Here is an 18,522-nt window from a genome sequence, read left to right on the forward strand (position 1 = left end):
GCTGCGGAAAATCTCGCCGCTGCCCGCTAGCTGCGGCTTACCTCGACCTTCTTTTCGCACAGTTCGACCATGCCGAATGTGGTGAGAAAGCTGACATCGGCGGCATCGCGGCCCACGCCGATCTTCACGATGTCTTCCGCCGTTCCCATGCCCGTCGCATCGACCAGCTGCCAGGTCCCGCCTGCATCGCTGCCCGGGTCTTTCAGGAACACCTCGGCCACCGCGTGGAAATCGGGCGGCGTCACGTCGGGTGCGTAGCAGGCGACGAACCGCGCAGGGATCACGCTCGCACGGGCCAGCGTGACCACCATGTGCGCGTAGTCGCGGCAGATCCCGCGCCGTTCGACGAAGCTGTCGAGCGCGGTGGTGTTCGCATCCGAACTGCCCGGCGTGTAGGTGAATTTGTCCGCCACCCAGCTGCGGATCGCCTCGACCCGCGCGCCGCCTTCGGTGCCGCCGAACTCGGCTCCGACGAAGCTCTGGAACTTGTCGGCAAGGCAATAGCGGGAATCGAACAGGTATTTGACCGGCGCGGCGGGCATCTCGCTCGGGCGCAGCTGTTCGAGCTGGTCGAGCGCGGCGATCTGGCGGCGAATCTCTACCTCTGCTTCGTGATGAACCTCGAACCGCCCATCGGCGCGGGCCCATACACGCTCGCCGATATCCTCCTGCGCCGGGATCCGCGTGCAGCTGTCCGCGTCGGTCAGATCGGTCCGGCAGTTCAGCAGATGCTGCTCGGGAATATCGGCGACCGCGAACTGCATCAGCGCGTCGGTGGGGGCCTGCGTGGTGAAGGCGAAGCTCGATCGGATGGAAATGGCCATACCCGATCAACGCCTCGCCAGCGTAAAGTGCCGGGCGGGATCGTCTTTATTCGTTCGGGACACCGAACAGATCGTGCTCGTCCGCGTCTTCCACTTTCACCTCCACGATATCGCCGGGGGCGAGGTTGGCGGAGACATCGCGCAGGAACACGTTGCCGTCGATCTCCGGCGCGTCGGCCTGGCTCCGGCCCGTAGCGCCGATATCGCCGTCCTCGTCCGGTTCGCCGACCTCGTCGATGATCACGGGCAGCGCGCGACCGATCTTGGCCTGAAGCTTCGCAGCGCTGATCCGCGCGGTCGCTTCCATGATCCGGGCGTAGCGTTCTTCCTTGACCGCTTCGGGCACCGGATCGGGCAGGGCATTGGCTGCCGCGCCTTCGACCGGCTCGAACCGGAACGCGCCAACACGGTCGAGCTGTGCCTCTTCCAGCCAGTCGAGAAGGTACTCGAAGTCCTCCTCGGTCTCGCCCGGGAAGCCGACGACGAAGCTGGAGCGCACGGCAATGTCGGGGCAGATCTCGCGCCAGCCCTTCAGCCGCTCGAGCACCTTGGCCTCGTTCGCCGGGCGCTTCATGCGCTTGAGGACAGACGGCGCAGCGTGCTGGAAGGGGATGTCGAGATAGGGCGTCAGCAGCCCTTCGGCCATCAGCGGGATGACCTGATCGACATGGGGGTAGGGGTACACGTAGTGCAGCCGCACCCACGGCGGGGTGCCCTGATCGGTCCGTAGCTGGCCGAGCTCGCGCGCCAGATCGGTCATGTGCGCGCGGACTTCGTGGCCTTTCCACTCACGCGTTTCGTGCCGCGTGTCGACGCCGTAGGCCGATGTGTCCTGACTGATGACCAGCAGTTCCTTGGTGCCCGCCGCGACCAGCTTTTCCGCCTCGCGCAGCACCGCGTCGATCCGCCGGCTGGCGAGTTTTCCGCGCAGGTCGGGGATGATGCAGAAGGCGCAGGAGTGGTTGCAGCCCTCCGAAATCTTGAGATAGCTGTAGTGGCGCGGGGTCAGCTTGATCCCGGCATCGTCGGGCACGGCCTGCGGAATCAGGTCGACATATGGTCCCTGGCTCGGCGGCGCATGCGTGTGCACCGCCTCTACCACCTGTTCGTACTGGTGCGCGCCGGTCACCGCGAGCACCTGCGGATGCGCGGCGCGGATTGCGTCGGCTTCCTCGCCCATGCAGCCGGTCACGATCACGCGGCCATTCTCGGCAATCGCTTCGCCGATCGCCTGCAGGCTCTCTTCCTTGGCGGAATCAAGAAAGCCGCAGGTGTTGACCAGCACGATGTCCGCACCGGCATAATCGGCGCTCATCGCGTAGCCATCGGCCCGCAGGCGGGTGAGGATGCGCTCGGAATCGACGAGCGCCTTGGGGCAGCCGAGGCTGACCATGCCGACCTTCTTGGGGTCGGGGATCGAGGTGGTGGTTGTTGCCATGATTGCGCGCGCCTCTACACCCAAGTGACGCTTTGCGCTAGGTGGCGTGTCGAACACCTATGGAGGCTGCAAATGGGCCAGATCGACCTGCTGAATATCGTCCTTGGCGCAGGCGCGTTCTTCGTCGTCGGGATGGTCTGGTACGGCGTGCTGTTCGGGAAGATCTGGAAGCGCGCGATCGGACGCGGCGAGGATGAGGGGTTCAGCGGAGACCGGCCGCTGTGGCTGGTGTTCGGCCTGACCTTTGCCTTCGCGTTGCTGATTTCGCTGACGTTGGCACACCAGTTCGCGATGTCGAGCCCGTCGGTGCGCGCGATGATGATGATCTCGGTCGGTTACGGCCTGATGCTGATGGTGCCCGCAGTGGGTATTCGCTATCTCTATCTCAACGCCCCGTGGCGGGTGTTCGCAATCGACGCGGGCTTCTTCGTCACCGCAATGGCGGCGATGGGCGCGGTGTTCGTGGCGCTGCGCTGACCACGCTGCGTCACGCTATTGCGGGCGCGCTTCGCCGTTGTGCCCGTCGCCGCGTTTCTCACCTTCGACCGTCGGCACGATCTCGACCACGATATCGCCCGCCTGCAGGTTCTGGCACTCGTCTTCCCAGAAGCCCAGCGCCTCGCCATTGCGATAGATCCTGAGTCCGCGGCCGCCGGTCTTCAGTGCGGAGATCGCACAGCCGCATTCCTCTGCGGTGACCGGGCGCTCGACCAGCTGGACCCTCCCTGCGACGGAGGCCAGATCGGCGAGATAATCCGCGATATGCGCGCCCTTGACGCTGCCCGCCAGCAGCAGCCCGGTGAAGTGGACCGGGTTGATGACGTTGTTGGCCCCGGCCTGCCGCGCGAGGCTCTCGTTGTCCGACGCGCGCACCACCACGCTGATCGGCACCGCAGGCGCGAGCGCGCGCACGGTCAGTACGATCAGGATCGAGGTGTCGTCGCGCCCGGCCGAGACAAGCACGCTCTGCGCGCGGTCGATCTTGACCGCCTTGAGCGTTTCGTCCCGCGTCGCGTCGGCGGCCATGATGTTGCAGCCCAGCGCTTCGGCATCGGCCAGGCGTTCCTCGCTAGGGTCGATCACGACGATGCATTCCGGCTCGACCCCGCGATCGATCAGTTCGGCAACCGATTCCGAACCCGACACGCCGTAGCCGAGCACCACGATGTGGTCGGACAATTGCTCCTGAATGCGGTTCATGCGGAATTTCTCCCAGCTGCGCTGAATGAGGAAGTTGTAGGCGGTGCCGACGAAAATGAAGAGCACGGCGAAGCGTACCGGGGTCACGATCACCGCCTCCACCAGCCGCGCGCGGTCGGTAATCGGCGCGATGTCGCCGAACCCGGTCGTGGTGATCGAGATCATCGTGAAATAAACGACGTCGAGGAAGCTGACCTCGCCATCCAGATTGTCGACCAGCCCCTCGCGGTCCCACCAGTGGATCATCACCACCAGGAAGATGAGGCCCAGCGCCAGCCCCAGCCGGATCGACAGGTCGCCCCATACGGGCACCTTCACCGCGCGCCGCAGCGGCTGGAAGCGCGGGCCGCGTACCTCGCGTGCGCTCGCACCGCTGCCGACCCGTTCGACCTGCTGGCGTCCCCGTTTCCCCCGGTCGCTGCTCAAGGCTGATGCTTTCTCATTGGAAACGAAGGGTTAGACTCGTGCTGCGCGCGCGGCAACCGAATCGCGTCAGCCGTAACGCTCGCCCAGCTCGCCGAGCGAGGCGTGGTGCGTCAGATCGAGCTGCAGCGGGGTGACCGAGACGAAGCCTTCGTTGATCGCTTCCAGATCGGTGCCGTGGTCCAGCGTGTGCTCGATCGCCTGCAGGCCGAACCAGTAATATTTGAAGCCGCGCGGGTCGCGCCCCTCGACCACGGTGCCCCGCGAATAGTCGTGGAAGCCCTGACGGACCGCGCGGATGCCCCTGATCTGATCGGCGGGCAGGGCGGGGAAGTTGACATTGACCAGCGTGCGCTTGGGCAGCGGCGTGTCGAGCAGCGGGCCCATCACCTTCTCGCCCCAGGCGCGCGCGGCCTCGAAGGTGTCATCGGTCGCCGCGCCTTCCTTGCTGGTCACCTGGCTTAGTGCGATCGAGCGGATGCCCGCCAGCGCACCCTCGATCGCGGCGGACACGGTGCCCGAATAGGTGATGTCGTCGGCCAGGTTCGCCCCGCGATTGACGCCGGAGAGGATCACATCGGGCGGGCCGTCCATCACCTGCCGCAGACCCATGGTGACCGCGTCGGTCGGGGTGCCAGTGACGGAATAGCGCCGCTCGCCATGCTTGCGCAGGCGGACGGGGCGGGTGAGGGTGAGGGCGTGGCCCATCCCCGACTGCTCTTCATCCGGGGCGCAGATCCAGATGTCGTCGGAGAAAGCACGGGCGATCTCCTCCAGCACTTCGAGGCCGGGGGCGTGGATGCCATCGTCGTTGGTGAGGAGGATTTTCATCTGTATTCCTTCTCTAATTCGTCATGCCGAACTCGTTTCAGCATCCAGGTTCCCTTCCGCTGCGAACTTCAGCGCAGATGAGAACTGGACCCTGAAACAAGTTCAGGGTGACGACTAAGATTACTCCGGGCTGATCCGCGTCAGACCGCCCATGTAGGGATGCAGCGCTTCGGGCACGTCGATGCTGCCGTCTTCGTTCTGGTAGTTCTCCAGCACCGCCACCAGCGTGCGGCCCACGGCGAGGCCCGATCCGTTGAGCGTGTGGACGAACTCGGTCTTCTTGTCGCCGCTTTCCGGGCGATAGCGCGCGCTCATCCGGCGGGCCTGGAAATCGCCCACGTTGGAGCAGCTTGAAATCTCGCGATAGGCACCCTGGCCGGGCAGCCACACTTCCAGATCGTAGGTCTTGCGCGCGCCGAAGCCCATGTCGCCGGTGCACAGCAGCATCTTGCGATAGGGCAGGCCGAGCGCCTGCAGCACGCCTTCGGCACACTGCGTCATCCGCTCATGCTCGGCCTCGCTGTCTTCGGCGCGCACGATGCTGACCAGCTCGACCTTTTCGAACTGGTGCTGGCGGATGAAGCCGCGCGTATCCTTGCCCGCCGCGCCCGCTTCGGAACGGAAGCATGGGGTCAGCGCGGTCATCCGTAGCGGCAGATGCGCTTCCTCGATGATGTGCCCGCGCACCGCATTGGTCAGGCTGACTTCGGCGGTGGGGATCAGCCAGCGGCCGTCGGTGGTGTGGAACAGGTCGTCGGCGAACTTGGGCAATTGCCCGGTGCCGAACACCGCATCGTCGCGCACGAGCAGCGGCGGGTTGCATTCAAGATAGCCGTTTTCGGTCGTCTGCCGGTCGAGCATGAACTGGCCGAGCGCGCGGTGCAGCCGGGCGACGCCGCCGCGCAGGAAGGTGAAGCGTGCGCCGGCGATATTGGCACCGATCTCGAAATCGAGGCCCAGCATCGGGCCGATATCGGCATGTTCGCGCGGCTCGAAGTCGAACTCGCGCTTCTCGCCCCAAGTCGACAGCTCGACGTTCTCTTCCTCGCCCGCGCCCTCGGGCACGTCGTCGGCGGGGAGGTTGGGAATCGCGGCGAGCATGTCGTCCATCTCGGCGCCGAGCACGCGCGCGTCTTCCTCCAGCCGGGGCAGGGTGGTCGCCTTGAGCTCGGTCACCTCGGCCTTCAGCCGCTCGGCTTCGTCTGTATTGCCGCTGCCCATTGCCTGGCCGATCGCCTTGGAGGCGGCGTTGCGGCGGTTCTGCGCGTCCTGCAATTCGGTTAGGACGGTGCGGCGGCGGGTGTCGAGGTCGAGCAGACGCGCGGTGACCGGCTCTGCCCCGCGACGGGCGAGCGCGGCGTCGAAAGCTTCGGGCTCGCGGCGGATGGTGGCGATGTCGTGCATGGCTCGCGCCTATACGAGCCTGACCGCGCTTGGCCAGTATCAAGTTGGTCAGCGATCCCTGTTTGAGGGCACCGGAGCGATTCGGAAGCTGGATGCGGCATCGGCCCACCGATTCAAGGCAGACGAAGACGCTCGGGTGCCTCCAGCCGATCGAAACTGTGACCTAAATGGCCCAGGGTAACGCGTATGCGTCCGTGAAACCGAACGGTCACAAATGCTCCCCGAAAGTGTCACGTCGCGTCTCTAGCGCCCCTCTCGCGATCACTATTCGCGTCCACATATTCGAATCTTCGGTTTTTTGAGGGGACCGCTCGCTGTGAAAAATCTCCATCGCTCGCTCGTAATCGGTTGTAGCGCGCTGGCTCTTGCCGGCTGTGGTGCCGATGAAATCGTCTCGCCCGGCACGGGCGGCAATGTGACGATCAACAACCCGGCCCCCACGCCGGCCCCGGCACCGGCTCCGACGCCGACCAGCACGCTGGCAACCCCGGCGGCCAGCTGCCCGCAGATCGCCAACCCGACGCAGCTGCTCGACCTCGGCACGATCTCCGGCCCGACCGGCACCTATCGCCGTTGCCGTCTGCCCGAGAGCTTCACGGCATCGTCGACCCTGCCGCGGGTTGCCGGCACGCTCTATGAACTCAACGGCCAGACCGACGTCGGCGTCGACCAGGGCTTCGGCTCGACCAACACTGCCGTGACGCTCGACATCGAACCGGGCGTGATCATCTTCGCGTCGGGTAACGACTTCCTCAACGTCAATCGCGGTAATAAGCTGAACGCGGTCGGCACGGCAGCCAAGCCGATCATCTTCACCAGCCGCCAGAACGTGGAAGGCAGCACCAGCACCGACACCTCGGGCCAGTGGGGCGGGATCATCCTGTCGGGCCGCGCGCCGGTCGTCGATTGCTTCGTCGGTTCGGAAGCGGCGGGCACCTGCGAACGCCGTGTGGAAGGCGCGACCAACCAGATCCTCTATGGCGGCGCGCAGAGCAACGACAGCTCGGGCACGCTCAGCTACGTCCAGATCCGCTTCTCGGGCTTTGCTCTTTCCAATGGTGACGAGCTCCAGTCGCTGACCACCGGCGGTATCGGTTCGGGCACGGTCATCAACAACATTCAGAGCTACAACAGCTCTGACGATGGTGCCGAGTTCTTCGGCGGCAGCGTGCGCGCGTCGCGCCTCGCGATCATCGGTGCGGAAGACGACTCGCTCGACACGGATACCGGCCTCAAGGGCCTGTTCGACCAGGTGCTGATCGTGCAGCGCCCGACCGCGTCGGATACTGCGATCGAGCAGGATTCGGACGGCAACGAAGAAGCCGCCCCGCGGACCAATGTGCGTGTGAACAACGCCACCATGGTGGTCCAGAGTGCGACCGGCGACCGCGGCATTCGTATCCGCGGCAGCTCGGACTTCTCGCTGTTCAACTCGCTGGTCTGGGATCGCCTGGGCACCAATGGCGGCTGTCTGAACGTGCAGGGAGCATCGGTCGATCGTGCGGCAGGTGCCAACGACGAATCGGGCCCGGTGGTGTTCAACTCGGTGGCGCTGCAGTGCGCGACCAACTTCCGTGGCGGCAGCGGCTCGACCGCGGCGCAGGTCGAAGCGCGCTTCGATGCCGGCGCGGCCAACACCAAGGCCTTCACCAACACGCTTGCCCGCCTGACCGGGATCACCACCGGTGCTCCGTTCATCAACGGCAGCGCGGAAAACACCTACAACCCGATCTTCGATGCGAACGCCGTGTCGAGCTTCTTCCCGACCGGCCGCAGCTACATCGGCGCCGTGCCGAGCGAAGCGGCGAACTGGGCCGAAGGCTGGACCTGTAACTCGGCGACGGTGACGCTGGGTCTGAACAATACCGGCAGCTGCGACACGCTGCCGCAGATCTGATCGAGCCAACAGGAGGAGGGGCCGGGCGCTGGTGCGCCGGGCACCTCCCTTGCTCGATTTTTCGATGACGCCCCGGCCATTGCGGCCCGGGTGCACCAGTCTTTCAAGACCTTAGCATGAGGGGGTCTCATACCATGTCCACCGGCAAGCAGTTGGCAGGGCTGCTATTGCTCTCCACCGCGCTCACCTTCCCGGGTGTCGCATTCGCTCAAGGCACGGGTACGGCCCAGTCCGGCAACGCGGCTGCCCAGCCCGCGGTCGAGACGCCCGCTGAGGAGCCCATCAACCCAGACGAAAACGATGCCGTGCAGGAAGGCGAGGGCGAGATCGACGTCTCCGTTCCCGGCGGCAACGTGATCACCGTGACCGGCCGCCGTGGCCCGCGCGACATCACGCGCGGATCCAGCCAGGTTGTCTCGGTACTCAGCACGGAAGACATCGCGCGCACCGGTGAAGGGGATATCGCCGGCGCTCTGAGCCGTGTCACAGGCCTTTCCAACACCGGCAATGGCCGCGTCTTCGTGCGCGGCCTTGGCGACCGCTATTCGCTCGCGCTGCTCAACGGCCTTCCGCTGCCGTCGCCCGAGCCGCTGAGCCGCGTCGTCCCGCTCGACATCTTTCCGACCGACATCATCGCCTCCTCGCTGGTCCAGAAGACCTATTCTGCGAACTTCCCCGGCGAATTCGGTGGCGGCGTGATCAACCTGACCACGCAGGCGATCCCCGACGAAAGCTTCCTCAAGGTCAGCCTCGGCGTCAGTGGCGACACCGAAACCACCTTCGAGAACGGGTTGCTGTACTACGGCAGCGATATGGACTGGTACGGCTTCGACGGCGGTCGCCGCGATCCGCAGCCCGCGCTGCAGGCCTATCTCGATGGCACGGTCGAGCTTGAAGAGCTGCCTCTGGCGGATCGTCAGACGATTGCCAGCACACTCTCCGTGCCCAACCTGATTGTGCTCCAGAAGGCCGACAAGCTGCGCCCCAACATGTCGGGCGGCCTGACCGGCGGAACCAGCTTCTTCGTCGGCGACGACGCGGAACTGGGCATCATCGCGACCGCCAACCTGAGCAACTCGCTGCGCAACCGCAACGTCCTCAGCCAGACGCCGGTGCGCCAGGAAACCGTGACCCCGGCCGACGACTTCCGCCGCTTCGTGACCGATAACCGCATCCTGCTCAACGGGCTGCTCGGCTTCGGGCTGGAATATGGCGATCAGAAGATCCGCTGGACCAACGTGTATATTCGCGACGTGCTCAAGCAGGCGTCGCTCAGCCAGGGGCGGATCATCGTCGGTTCGGGCGATGACGGGTTCGACAAGCTGATCCAGCAGAACGGCTGGTTCGAACGCCAGCTGATCGATTCGCAGGTGGTCGGCGAATTCCAGCTCGGCAACGACATCTCGCTCGACCTGCGTGGCGGCTATGCCCAGACCGATCGCGAGAGCCCGTACGAATATCGCTTCGACTATGTCCGGACGAACAACCCGAACGATCCGTTCGGCGATTATTTCGTCAACCCGCTCGACAACAACCTGCCCGGCGGCCAGGCGGCGGTCGCGTTCTCCGACCTGACCGAGAAGGTCTATTACGGCGGCGGCGACCTGACCGTTCCGGTGATGCCCGATGTGCTGTCGCTGACCGCCGGCGCCGCCTACACCGACACGCAGCGCTATTCGGAACGCCGTGCGTTCCAGTTCACCGCGCCGAGCAACTTCCCCAACGGCATCGCGCTGCTGCGTCCGGACCTGCTGATCGCACCCGCGATCATCGAGGCTTCTAACGTGCCCGGCTTCGCTGGGCCGGGAGTGTCCGCGCCGGTCGATCTGCGCGAACTGACCGAGGATACGCCTGCGTTCGACGCCCGGCTGAAGGTGATGGCCGGCTATCTGAAGGGCAATCTGACGCCGATCGAGGGGCTGACCATCGATGCGGGCGTGCGCTATGAGGATGGCAAGCAGACCGTCGCCCCGGCGCAGGTCTTCACCAACCAGCCCAACCTCGGCGCGGTGACCGCGATCGAGAACAGCTACTGGCTGCCTTCGGCCACGATCACCTACGAGTTCGACAATGGGCTGCAGCTGCGTGCGAGCGCGTCGAAGACGATCGCCCGTCCCCAGTTCCGCGAACTGCTGCTGCAGGAATATACCGATCCGGAAAGCCTGCGCTCCTTCGTGGGTAACCCTGCCTTGCAGGACAGCACGCTGTTCAACGCGGAAGTGCGCGGCGAATACTATTTCGGGCAGGGCAGCCGCGTCTCGCTGGCGGGCTTCTACAAGTCGATCGACAACCCGATCGAGGCGTTCTCGCAGTTCACCGACAACTCGCAGTCGACCAGTTTCGCCAATGCTCCCAAGGCAGAGCTGTACGGGGCCGAGGCCGAGCTGGTGTGGAACTACGACCTCTACGATCTGGGCGGCTTCTTCGAAAGCAAGCGCGCTCTGCTGATCGCGAACTACACCTACACCCAGTCCCAGATTCAGGTGAAACCGGGTGATCAGACCTTCATCTTCATCACCGGAGTGGGGGCGAGCCCGCGCGATGCGACCTCGCTGTTCCGCGATGGCGATCCGCTGACCGGCCAGTCCGATCATCTCGCCAACATCCAGGTCGGGTTCGAGGATATCGACCGGCTGAGCCAGGTGACGCTGCTGTTCTCCTACGCCAGCAACCGCGTGACCAGCCGGCTGGGCCAGAACGCAGGCGGGCTGCCCGACGTGATCGAGAAGCCGGGCGCCAGGCTCGACCTCGTGATCCGGCAGGGTGTCGAGCTGGGCGGTGTGCCGCTGGAACTGAAGTTCGAGGCGCGCAACCTCACGGGGACGGACAATTACGAATACGTCGCCAATGACAGCGGCCGGGTCGATGTGAACAGCTATCAGGTCGGCCAGAGCTTCGCGCTGTCGCTCTCCGCCGAGTTCTGATCCGACCTTCAGGCATCAAGACCGAAAAGGCCCGCGGCGATCCCGCGGGCCTTTTCTTTTTGAGTGCTGGAGTGAAAGCTCGCGGTCCTGCGACGATCCGACGTCAGCCTTCCAGATCGAACGCGTAGCCCTGCTTGCGCACCGTCCGGATCGCCTCGGGCCCATCCGCTGCCCGGAATGCCCGCCGCAGCCGCCCGATCCACACATCGACCGTGCGTTCGTCGATCGGTGGCTCCAGCTTGCCGAGCCCTTCGATGATCCGCTGGCGGGAGAGCACCTCGTCGCGATGTTCGACGAGGAAGCGCAACAGGCGGAACTCGTTCGGGCTGAGCTTCAGCGGCGTGCCATCCCACCGCGCCTGCTGCGCGGCGGGAACGACTTCCAGCAGGCCGACCCGCGTGCGCGGCGGTGAGCGCTGGATTCCATGCTGCGATTGCAGCGTCAAAATGCGGTCGAGCACGCCGTTGCGATCGAGCGGGCCGACCACGTAATCATCGGCACCCGCCTTGATCGCCCGGCGGCGATCCTCGTCGTCGTCCTGCTCCAGCACGATGGTGATGTGGGCATCGGCCAGCCGATCGTCGGCGCGCAGGCGGCGGACCATTTCCAGCCCGGAGATTTCGGGCATGATCCAGTCGACGAATATCCAGGTCGGCCCGTCGACCAGCGCGGACGGGCCGCCAGGGCCGATCTTCTGGAAATCGAACATCTCCCCCGCCGCACTCTGCGGGCTGGGGCCGGGCAGTTCCCCGGTCAGCAGGATATTGACCTTGCGCATGGCTGGATCGACCTCTTCGCCGCGCAGCCGTGCCGTCATCATGTGACCGGTTCGTGACGACTTCAGACCCGTGCGAAAAGGGGCCGATCCATCTACGCGAGCCATCGCGACCCGCCACATCTGCAAGCTTGCGGGCAGCGCGGCAAGGGCGCCGGAACGTGCTTACCTACCGGGCGCAAAGAACCACGTTCAATTCGAGCCGTTTCGAATCGGCTCTTTCGCACCCTGTGCCGTGTCCGGCGTTGGAAGCAGGGCCGCGAACCCGAAAAGCCTTTCGCCGACACACCTACTCCCATAGACAGGAAGGCGATGCCCCGGCTTGATCTCAGAATATTCGTCCTCGTCAGCATCGGCCTGCTGCTCGCTGCCTGCGCCGGTGCGGAGGACGAGCGAACGGCCGAGGAAGTGCCGGTCGTTGCGCAGGAGGTGCGCTTTGTTCCCGAGATGTCGCAGGTGGAAGCCATCGGCACGGCCCGCGCGGCAACTTCTGCCGAGCTTTTTCCTGAGACCGCGGGCCGCGTCACCCGCGTGCTGTTCAGCGCCGGCGACTACGTGCGGCAAGGCGCGCCGCTGCTGCAGCTGGACGACCGGGCGGAACGGCTGGATGTCGAAGCGGCGCAGGTCTCGGTGCGCGAGGCGAGCCAGCTGCTGGGCCGCTATCGCCGGATCGAGGACACGGGTGCCATCTCCGAAAGTCAGATTGAGGCGGGCGAAACTGCGCTCGCCGCGGCGCGTGTGCAATTGCGCCAGGCGCAGACAGCGCTCGCCGATCGCACGGTGCGCGCGCCGTTCTCCGGCCATGTTGGACTGACCGACGTCGATGCGGGTGACCGCGTCAACGACTCTACCCCGATCACGCAGATCGACCAGCGCGGCACGCTCTATGTCGATTTCCCCGCGCCCGAAGAGGTCTTCGCGAACCTGAGCCCGGGCGACACGGTGGAGGTGACGCCATTCTCCGAACCCGGACGCACGATCGAGGCAGAGGTGGTCGCGACCGACAACCGGGTTTCGCAGGACAGCCGCGATTTCATCGTGCGCACCGCCATCCCCAATCGCGACGACAGGCTGCGCCCCGGAATGAGCTTCCGCGTCCAGTTCACCCAGCGCGGCACGATGCGCGCCGCCGTGCCCGAAGAGGCGATCGTGTGGGGTGGGGAGGGATCGCACCTGTTCCTCGTGCGCGAGGGCAAGGCGGTGCGCGTGCCCGTCACCATTACCTCGCGCCGCGATGGCCGGGTGTTCGTCGACGGGCGGATCGCCCGCAACGACCGGGTGATCGTGGAAGGCGTACAGAAGGTGCGCGACGGGCAGGAGATCCGCCTCGTCCGCCAGGCACGCCAGGCCGAACAGGATGTCCGCGTCGAGCAGGCCCCGACGCGCGGCAGCGATGACGACTAGGTTCGACCTGCCCATGCTGGCGGTCAAGCGACCGCTGCTGATCGGTGTGCTCAATCTGCTGATCGTGATCGCGGGGATCGCCGCGCTGATCGGTGTGGAGGTGCGCGAGCTGCCCAATGTCGACCGGCCGATCGTCTCGGTCACCGCCAGCCTGCCCGGCGCCGCACCCGAAACGATGGACGCCGAGGTTACCAGCATCCTTGAAGATGCGGTCGCGCGCGTTTCGGGCGTGCGCCAGATCAGCTCGTCGAGCGAGGAGAACAATTCGCGCATCCGGGTCGAGTTCAACCCCGGCGTCGACCTCGACACTGCGGCAACCGACGTGCGCGAGGCGGTCAGCCGGACTCAGCGCGACCTGCCCGAGCGGGTCGAGCAGGTGACGGTGGTGAAGGCCGATCAGGACGCGCAGCCGATCATGACGCTCGCGGTGCTGAGCGACGCCTACGACCAGGCCGAACTGACCCGGCTGGTCGACAACGACATCATTCCCGAACTGCTGACTGCCGAGGGCGTGGCCAGCATCGACCCGTTCGGCGCGCGCGAGCGGCAGATGCGCGTCGCGGTCGATCCGCTGCGCCTCAACCGCTTCGGCCTGACGCTGACCGATGTTGCCGATGCGCTGGAGAATGCGCCGTTCGATGTGCCGGTCGGCTCGTTCCGCTCCGACGCGCAGAGCCTCGTCGTGCGCGCCGATGCCAGCGCGACCGAGCCCGAGCGGATCGAGAATGTGATCGTCAGCGGCAATGTGCGCATCGGCGACGTCGCGCAGGCCGGCTTCGCGCCCGCCAATGCCAGCAATTTCGTGCGGCTGGACGGGCGGCCGATCATCGGCCTGGGCGTGGTGCGGCAGGCCAGTTCCAACACGATCGAGATTTCAGACTCGATCCGGCATGCTGTTGAGCGGGTCAACCGGCGGTTCGACGATGTCGAGGTCCAGATCGTGTCCGACGACGCCGAGTTCATCCGCATTTCGGTGCGCGAGGTGCTGATCACGCTCGGATTCACGATTTTGGTCGTGGTCGCGACCATGCTGATCTTCTTCCGCGCGTGGCGGCCCACGATGGTCCCCAGCACGACCATTCCCGTCGCACTGGTCGGCGTGATCGCGGGCATCTGGCTGATGGGCTTTTCGATCAACCTGCTCACCCTGTTAGCGCTGGTGCTGGCAACGGGGCTGATCGTCGACGACGCGATCGTGGTGCTGGAGAACTGCCAGAGGTTGCAGAACAAGGGTCTTGGCAGGCGCGCTGCGGCGGTCGTCGGCACGCGGCAGGTGTTCTTTGCCGTCGTTGCGACCACCGCCGTGCTCGTCTCGGTCTTCGTGCCGATCAGCTTTCTGCCGTCGGAGACCGGGCGGCTGTTCCGTGAATTCGGCTTCGTGCTGGCAGTTGCGGTGATCCTGTCCAGCTTCGTCGCGCTGTCGCTGGTGCCCGCGCTCGCCGCGAAGTTCGATCTGACCAGTGATGAAGCGGACGGCGATGAAGCGAGCAAGAGCCGCCTGTCGCGCTTCGGCACCGCCGTCACCGGGCGCTATGACCGCCTCTTGAAGCGCGCGCTCGACGCGCCGCGTGCGACGATCATCGGCTCGGTCCTGGTCGCGGGGCTCGCGGGGTTCCTCTATACCCAGCTCGATAACGAACTGGTGCCGGACGAGGATCGCGGGGTCGTCACGGTCGACGCGACGGGCCCCGACGGCGTCGGCCTCGCCTTCATGGACCGCGAGCTGGACGAGATCGAGCAGGTGCTCCAGCCTTATTTCGACAGCGGCGAGATCGAGAGCACCTTTTCCATTGTCGGTCGCTACGATCCCAACAGGGTGCGGGTGACCGCGCAGCTGGCCGACTGGGGCGAGCGGGACCGCAGCCAGACCGAGATCGTGGAAGAATTGAACGGCCCGCTGGCGGAGATCCCCGGATCGCGCACCAGCGCCCGCGGCCGAGGTACGCTCAGCTTCGGCGGCGGGGGCGAAGGGCTGGAGGTTGCGCTGACCGGCCCCGAGTACGACCGGATCTACGCAAGCGCCGATGCGCTGGCGACCGCGATCGACACGCAATCGGACATCCTCTCGAACGCCGAAATTTCCTATCAGCCGACCCAACCGCAGCTTTCGGTCCGGATCGATCGCCAGCGCGCGTCGGACCTGGGCGTCGATCTCGACGACCTGTCGCAGACGCTGCGGGCGATGGTTGGCGGAGAGGAACTGGTCGATTTGAACGTAGGCGATCAGGCGGTGCCGATCTTCCTTACCGCGCAGGCGGTCAGCGTGACCAACCCCAACGACCTGCGCAATCTCTATGTTCGCGGATCGGGCGGTGCGGCGGGCGGCAACACTCTGGTGCCGCTGTCGGCGCTTACCACGATCGTCGAGGAGGGGATTGCCGCCGAACTCGACCGGACCGAACAGCGCCGTGCGATCGAGGTCGATGCCGACATCGCGGCGGGCACTCCCCTGCGCGACGCGGTCGACGAGATTGAGCGACTGGCCGAAGAGACGGTGGCCGAGGATATCGACATGCTGCTGCAAGGCGATGCGGAAAGCCTTGAGGAAAGCTCCAACGCGCTGGCGCTGACCTATGGCTTTGCCCTTGCCATCGTGTTCCTGGTGCTGGTCGCGCAGTTCGAAAGCCTCACGAGCGCGCTTGTGGTGCTGCTCACAGTGCCCTTTGCGCTGGCGGCAGCTGTGTTCGCGCTGTTCCTGTCGGGCGTATCGCTCAACATCTATTCGCAGATCGGGCTGGTGATGCTGATCGGCCTTATGGCCAAGAACGGGGTGCTGATCGTCGAGTTCGCGGACCAGCTGCGCCATCAGGGCCGCAGCGTGCGCGAAGCGGTGGAGGAAGCCGCCGCGATCCGCCTGCGTCCGATCACCATGACGCTGATCTCGACGGTAATCGGCGCACTGCCCCTGATCCTTGCCAGCGGAGCGGGGGCCGAGGCACGCCAGTCGATCGGCTGGGTAATCTTCGGCGGACTCGGCATTGCGAGCATCTTCACGCTGTTCCTGACGCCGGTACTCTATCTCGCCATCGCCCGCTTCGGCCAGCCGCGCAGCGTCGACCTCGACAAGCTGCGCGAGGAGATCGATTCGCTGGACGAGGACATGACGGTGGCGCCCGCATGATCCGCAGCCTCACTCTCCTGTCGGCGGCCACGGCGCTGTCGGCCTGTGCCTCGCTCGATCCCTATCCGGTCGACCGCCCGGTTATCGCGCCGCAGGCCTATGCGGGAGATTTGCCGCCCAGCGGGGTGGCGGAGAACTGGTGGCAGGGGTTCGAGGATTCTGTGCTCAACGATCTGGTCGAGCAGGGCCTCGCCGCCAATCTCGACATCGCCATCGCGCGCGACCGGTTGCGCGCGGCGGATGCGCTGCTGCAGGCGGAGCGTGCGGATCGCTTGCCGCGCCTCGACGGAGCAGCAGACGCGGCGATCGGCCTCGGCACCTCGGACAGCGATTCTGCCAGCATCGGCCTGCTGGGCACGTTCGATCCGGATATTTCGGGGCGGCTCTCGGCGCAGATCCGCGCCGCCGCCGCCGACTATGCGCAGGCGGAGTATATCCTCGCCGACCAGCGCAGGCTCGTCGCCGCCGCGATCGCCGCGCAATATATCGAATATCGCCGCACCGGCGCGCAGCTAGAACTGCTGGCGCAATCGACCGAGTTGCAGGAACGCACGCTCAGGATCGTGACCCTTCGGTTCGAGGCGGGGCTGGCCGCCAATCTCGATGTGCGCCGCGCGGCGGCCGACCTCGCGCAGACGCGCGCGCGGCGCGGCCTGATCGAGATTGCGCGCGCGGGCGCCGCCAACCGTCTGGCGATCCTGCTGGGGCAGTCGCCGGGGCTGTTCACTCCGGCGCCTGCACCGGGTCAACACACGATTCCCGACTATGCTGGCGGGCCGCCAGCGGGCACTCCTGCGGACTTGCTCCGCCGCCGGGCCGACGTGCTCGCCGCCGAGGCGGCGCTTCTGCGCGCTTCTGCAATCGTCGGGGTCGAGCAGGCCGATCTGCGACCATCGCTGACCATTCCGGCGAGCGTGACGCTGGGCGATGGCAGTATCGGCGGCATCCTCGACGAATTCATCGCCAGCATCGGCGCCGCGCTCGATCTGCCGCTGTTCGACGGAGGCCGCAGGCGCGCCGAAGTGGATGCGGCGCGGGCCGAGGCCGACGCGCGCTTCGGCGAATACCGCCTGACATTTCTCGAAGCGCTGGGTGAGGTCGAGAATGCGCTCGTCGCGCTGGACGCCAATGGCCAGCGGATCGATGCGCTCAGCGAGGCGATCGAACAGAGCGAAGCCGCGCTGGAACAGTCGGACGCGCTTTACCGCGAAGGCCTGGCGACCTTGTTCGACGTGCTCGATGCCCAACGCCAGCTGATCGCGAGCCGGCAGTCGCTTATCGACAGTCAGGCTGCGCTGGCAACGTCCTTCATATCGTTCCACGCGGCGATTGGCGCGCCGGATGGTGGGCTGCGTTAGGCACTGAGACCCTATCTGGACACGATCGACAGCTACTTCTGCCACTTGAGAGATAAGTGGGCGGCCGATCCGATAAAACTGCAGAATCTCGAGGACAAGCGAATCGAGCTGGAATTCCTCATCCAGGACTGGTTCGATCCCAATGTCTGGCAGATCGAGAACCGTAGCGAACGACAGCGCGTCAGAAGCGAAATCTTGGCGGCGGAGAGAGGCGCGGCGTTCAACTCGAGCGAGGTGAGCGCGGCGCTGCCCGAGTATAACTTCGATACTGTGATGTTGACCGAACTCGTCGCGTCGGTCGACATTCCCAACATTGTCGGGATCGATGCCTGCGCGAGCATGCTAAGAGCGTCCGTGAGGGCGGTAGAGCCGGAACTGCTCGTTTCCCTCCAAGGCGTTCGGGGAGCGCTCGTGCAGTATCTCGGAAGAAGCGAGCGGACCGGACAGCTTTATATGTGGCGAGCGATAACAAGCCACATGAGCGATCAGTTGAGCCGCGCGTCCGGACGACGCGGCGCGCTTCGGACCGCCGAGAACGCGCGGCTGGCGAAGCGCTCGCGGCGTTACGACGAGCACATGGAGAGCGCGCGGTGAGCCGGGCCGACGACCGCATCCGGGACGGCGCGGGAGCGCTCTTCGACGACCTCATGCTCGACGCGCGCCTCGCCGTCCTCCTCCACGCCCGCGCGACTTCGCCCGACGGGATGCCGACGGTCGAGAGCGTCAACGACTTCGCCCGTCTTTACAGCGTCGACCGCCTCGAGTTCGGCGCGTCCTTCGGGCTGCTCGCGTGGCGCGGGGCTCGCCGGGAGGTTTGGACCGATACCCTCCGAGGGAGCGGGCTCGTCCGCGAGGCGGTCGAGCAGATGTCCGACCGGCAGGCGGCGGCCTACGGCTACTTCAAGGCAACGGTGAACTAGGGC

General features: G+C 65.8%; 14 protein-coding genes. 8 read left to right on the forward strand and 6 right to left on the reverse strand.

Annotation, left to right across the window (positions count from 1 at the left end; genetic code table 11):
• Positions 1-26: 26 nt before the first annotated feature.
• Positions 27-824: a transglutaminase-like domain-containing protein gene (locus tag K7H93_RS11905; protein ID WP_230783816.1), complete on the reverse strand. Its 798-nt coding sequence runs from the start codon at positions 822-824 to the stop codon at positions 27-29.
• 46 nt (positions 825-870) lie between these two features.
• Positions 871-2,262 (reverse strand): 30S ribosomal protein S12 methylthiotransferase RimO, encoded by a 1,392-nt coding sequence (rimO, locus tag K7H93_RS11910; protein WP_230783817.1) that lies wholly within the window; start codon positions 2,260-2,262, stop codon positions 871-873.
• A 72-nt stretch (positions 2,263-2,334) separates the two neighbouring features.
• Between rimO and K7H93_RS11915 the strand changes: the two genes are divergently transcribed.
• Positions 2,335-2,739, forward strand: a complete 405-nt coding sequence (locus K7H93_RS11915) for a DUF1761 domain-containing protein (protein ID WP_230783818.1) — start codon at positions 2,335-2,337, stop codon at positions 2,737-2,739.
• A gap of 15 nt (positions 2,740-2,754) precedes the next feature.
• Here the strand turns inward: K7H93_RS11915 and K7H93_RS11920 are convergent, their stop codons facing one another.
• From K7H93_RS11920 to serS, 3 genes are all read right to left on the reverse strand, one after another.
• Positions 2,755-3,888 (reverse strand): potassium channel family protein, encoded by a 1,134-nt coding sequence (locus K7H93_RS11920; protein ID WP_010235333.1) that lies wholly within the window; start codon positions 3,886-3,888, stop codon positions 2,755-2,757.
• A gap of 66 nt (positions 3,889-3,954) precedes the next feature.
• Positions 3,955-4,716 (reverse strand): 5'/3'-nucleotidase SurE, encoded by a 762-nt coding sequence (surE, locus tag K7H93_RS11925; protein ID WP_054526766.1) that lies wholly within the window; start codon positions 4,714-4,716, stop codon positions 3,955-3,957.
• A 120-nt stretch (positions 4,717-4,836) separates the two neighbouring features.
• A complete protein-coding gene (gene serS / locus K7H93_RS11930; protein ID WP_230783819.1) occupies positions 4,837-6,120 on the reverse strand; it encodes a serine--tRNA ligase in 1,284 nt (427 codons plus the stop codon).
• 316 nt (positions 6,121-6,436) lie between these two features.
• On the opposite strand from serS, the gene K7H93_RS11935 reads away from it, so the two are divergent.
• Both K7H93_RS11935 and K7H93_RS11940 read left to right on the forward strand, forming a co-directional pair.
• Entirely contained in the window at positions 6,437-8,017 is a 1,581-nt protein-coding gene (locus K7H93_RS11935; RefSeq protein WP_230783820.1) for a hypothetical protein, read from the forward strand.
• Between the two features lie 134 nt (positions 8,018-8,151).
• Positions 8,152-10,941 (forward strand): TonB-dependent receptor domain-containing protein, encoded by a 2,790-nt coding sequence (locus tag K7H93_RS11940; RefSeq protein WP_230784146.1) that lies wholly within the window; start codon positions 8,152-8,154, stop codon positions 10,939-10,941.
• 103 nt (positions 10,942-11,044) lie between these two features.
• Here K7H93_RS11940 and K7H93_RS11945 read toward each other — a convergent pair whose 3' ends face one another.
• Positions 11,045-11,758, reverse strand: a complete 714-nt coding sequence (locus K7H93_RS11945) for a response regulator transcription factor (RefSeq protein ID WP_230784147.1) — start codon at positions 11,756-11,758, stop codon at positions 11,045-11,047.
• Between the two features lie 270 nt (positions 11,759-12,028).
• Between K7H93_RS11945 and K7H93_RS11950 the strand changes: the two genes are divergently transcribed.
• From K7H93_RS11950 to K7H93_RS11970, 5 genes are read left to right on the forward strand one after another with little or no spacing between them, the layout of a single operon-like run.
• Positions 12,029-13,120, forward strand: a complete 1,092-nt coding sequence (locus tag K7H93_RS11950) for an efflux RND transporter periplasmic adaptor subunit (protein WP_230783821.1) — start codon at positions 12,029-12,031, stop codon at positions 13,118-13,120.
• Positions 13,110-16,241 carry an efflux RND transporter permease subunit gene (locus K7H93_RS11955; protein WP_230783822.1) on the forward strand — a complete coding sequence of 1,044 codons (3,132 nt, stop codon included), beginning with the start codon at positions 13,110-13,112 and terminating at the stop codon, positions 16,239-16,241. The genes K7H93_RS11950 and K7H93_RS11955 overlap by 11 nt, the downstream gene beginning before the upstream one ends.
• The gene (locus K7H93_RS11960) at positions 16,238-17,599 is read left to right on the forward strand and encodes an efflux transporter outer membrane subunit (RefSeq protein ID WP_230783823.1); all 1,362 of its coding nucleotides are present in this window, start codon (positions 16,238-16,240) and stop codon (positions 17,597-17,599) included. The genes K7H93_RS11955 and K7H93_RS11960 overlap by 4 nt, the downstream gene beginning before the upstream one ends.
• A gap of 45 nt (positions 17,600-17,644) precedes the next feature.
• Entirely contained in the window at positions 17,645-18,193 is a 549-nt protein-coding gene (locus K7H93_RS11965) for a hypothetical protein (RefSeq protein ID WP_230783824.1), read from the forward strand.
• Positions 18,190-18,519, forward strand: coding sequence for a hypothetical protein (locus tag K7H93_RS11970; RefSeq protein ID WP_054526760.1), 330 nt, complete (start codon positions 18,190-18,192; stop codon positions 18,517-18,519). The genes K7H93_RS11965 and K7H93_RS11970 overlap by 4 nt, the downstream gene beginning before the upstream one ends.
• Positions 18,520-18,522 lie beyond the last annotated feature (3 nt).

The organism is Citromicrobium bathyomarinum (assembly GCF_021021475.1).
In the GTDB taxonomy this organism is placed as follows: domain Bacteria; phylum Pseudomonadota; class Alphaproteobacteria; order Sphingomonadales; family Sphingomonadaceae; genus Alteriqipengyuania; species Alteriqipengyuania bathyomarina.

Bases quoted from the DNA above. Each gene is read 5' to 3' on its own strand.
- K7H93_RS11960 (WP_230783823.1), top strand. From the start codon at position 16,238: ATGATCCGCAGCCTCACTCTCCTGTCGGCGGCCACGGCGCTGTCGGCC.
- surE (WP_054526766.1), bottom strand. From the start codon at position 4,716: ATGAAAATCCTCCTCACCAACGACGATGGCATCCACGCCCCCGGCCTC.
- rimO (WP_230783817.1), bottom strand. From the start codon at position 2,262: ATGGCAACAACCACCACCTCGATCCCCGACCCCAAGAAGGTCGGCATG.
- K7H93_RS11955 (WP_230783822.1), top strand. From the start codon at position 13,110: ATGACGACTAGGTTCGACCTGCCCATGCTGGCGGTCAAGCGACCGCTG.
- K7H93_RS11915 (WP_230783818.1), top strand. From the start codon at position 2,335: ATGGGCCAGATCGACCTGCTGAATATCGTCCTTGGCGCAGGCGCGTTC.
- K7H93_RS11940 (WP_230784146.1), top strand. From the start codon at position 8,152: ATGTCCACCGGCAAGCAGTTGGCAGGGCTGCTATTGCTCTCCACCGCG.
- K7H93_RS11945 (WP_230784147.1), bottom strand. From the start codon at position 11,758: ATGACGGCACGGCTGCGCGGCGAAGAGGTCGATCCAGCCATGCGCAAG.
- K7H93_RS11950 (WP_230783821.1), top strand. From the start codon at position 12,029: ATGCCCCGGCTTGATCTCAGAATATTCGTCCTCGTCAGCATCGGCCTG.
- K7H93_RS11905 (WP_230783816.1), bottom strand. From the start codon at position 824: ATGGCCATTTCCATCCGATCGAGCTTCGCCTTCACCACGCAGGCCCCC.
- serS (WP_230783819.1), bottom strand. From the start codon at position 6,120: ATGCACGACATCGCCACCATCCGCCGCGAGCCCGAAGCTTTCGACGCC.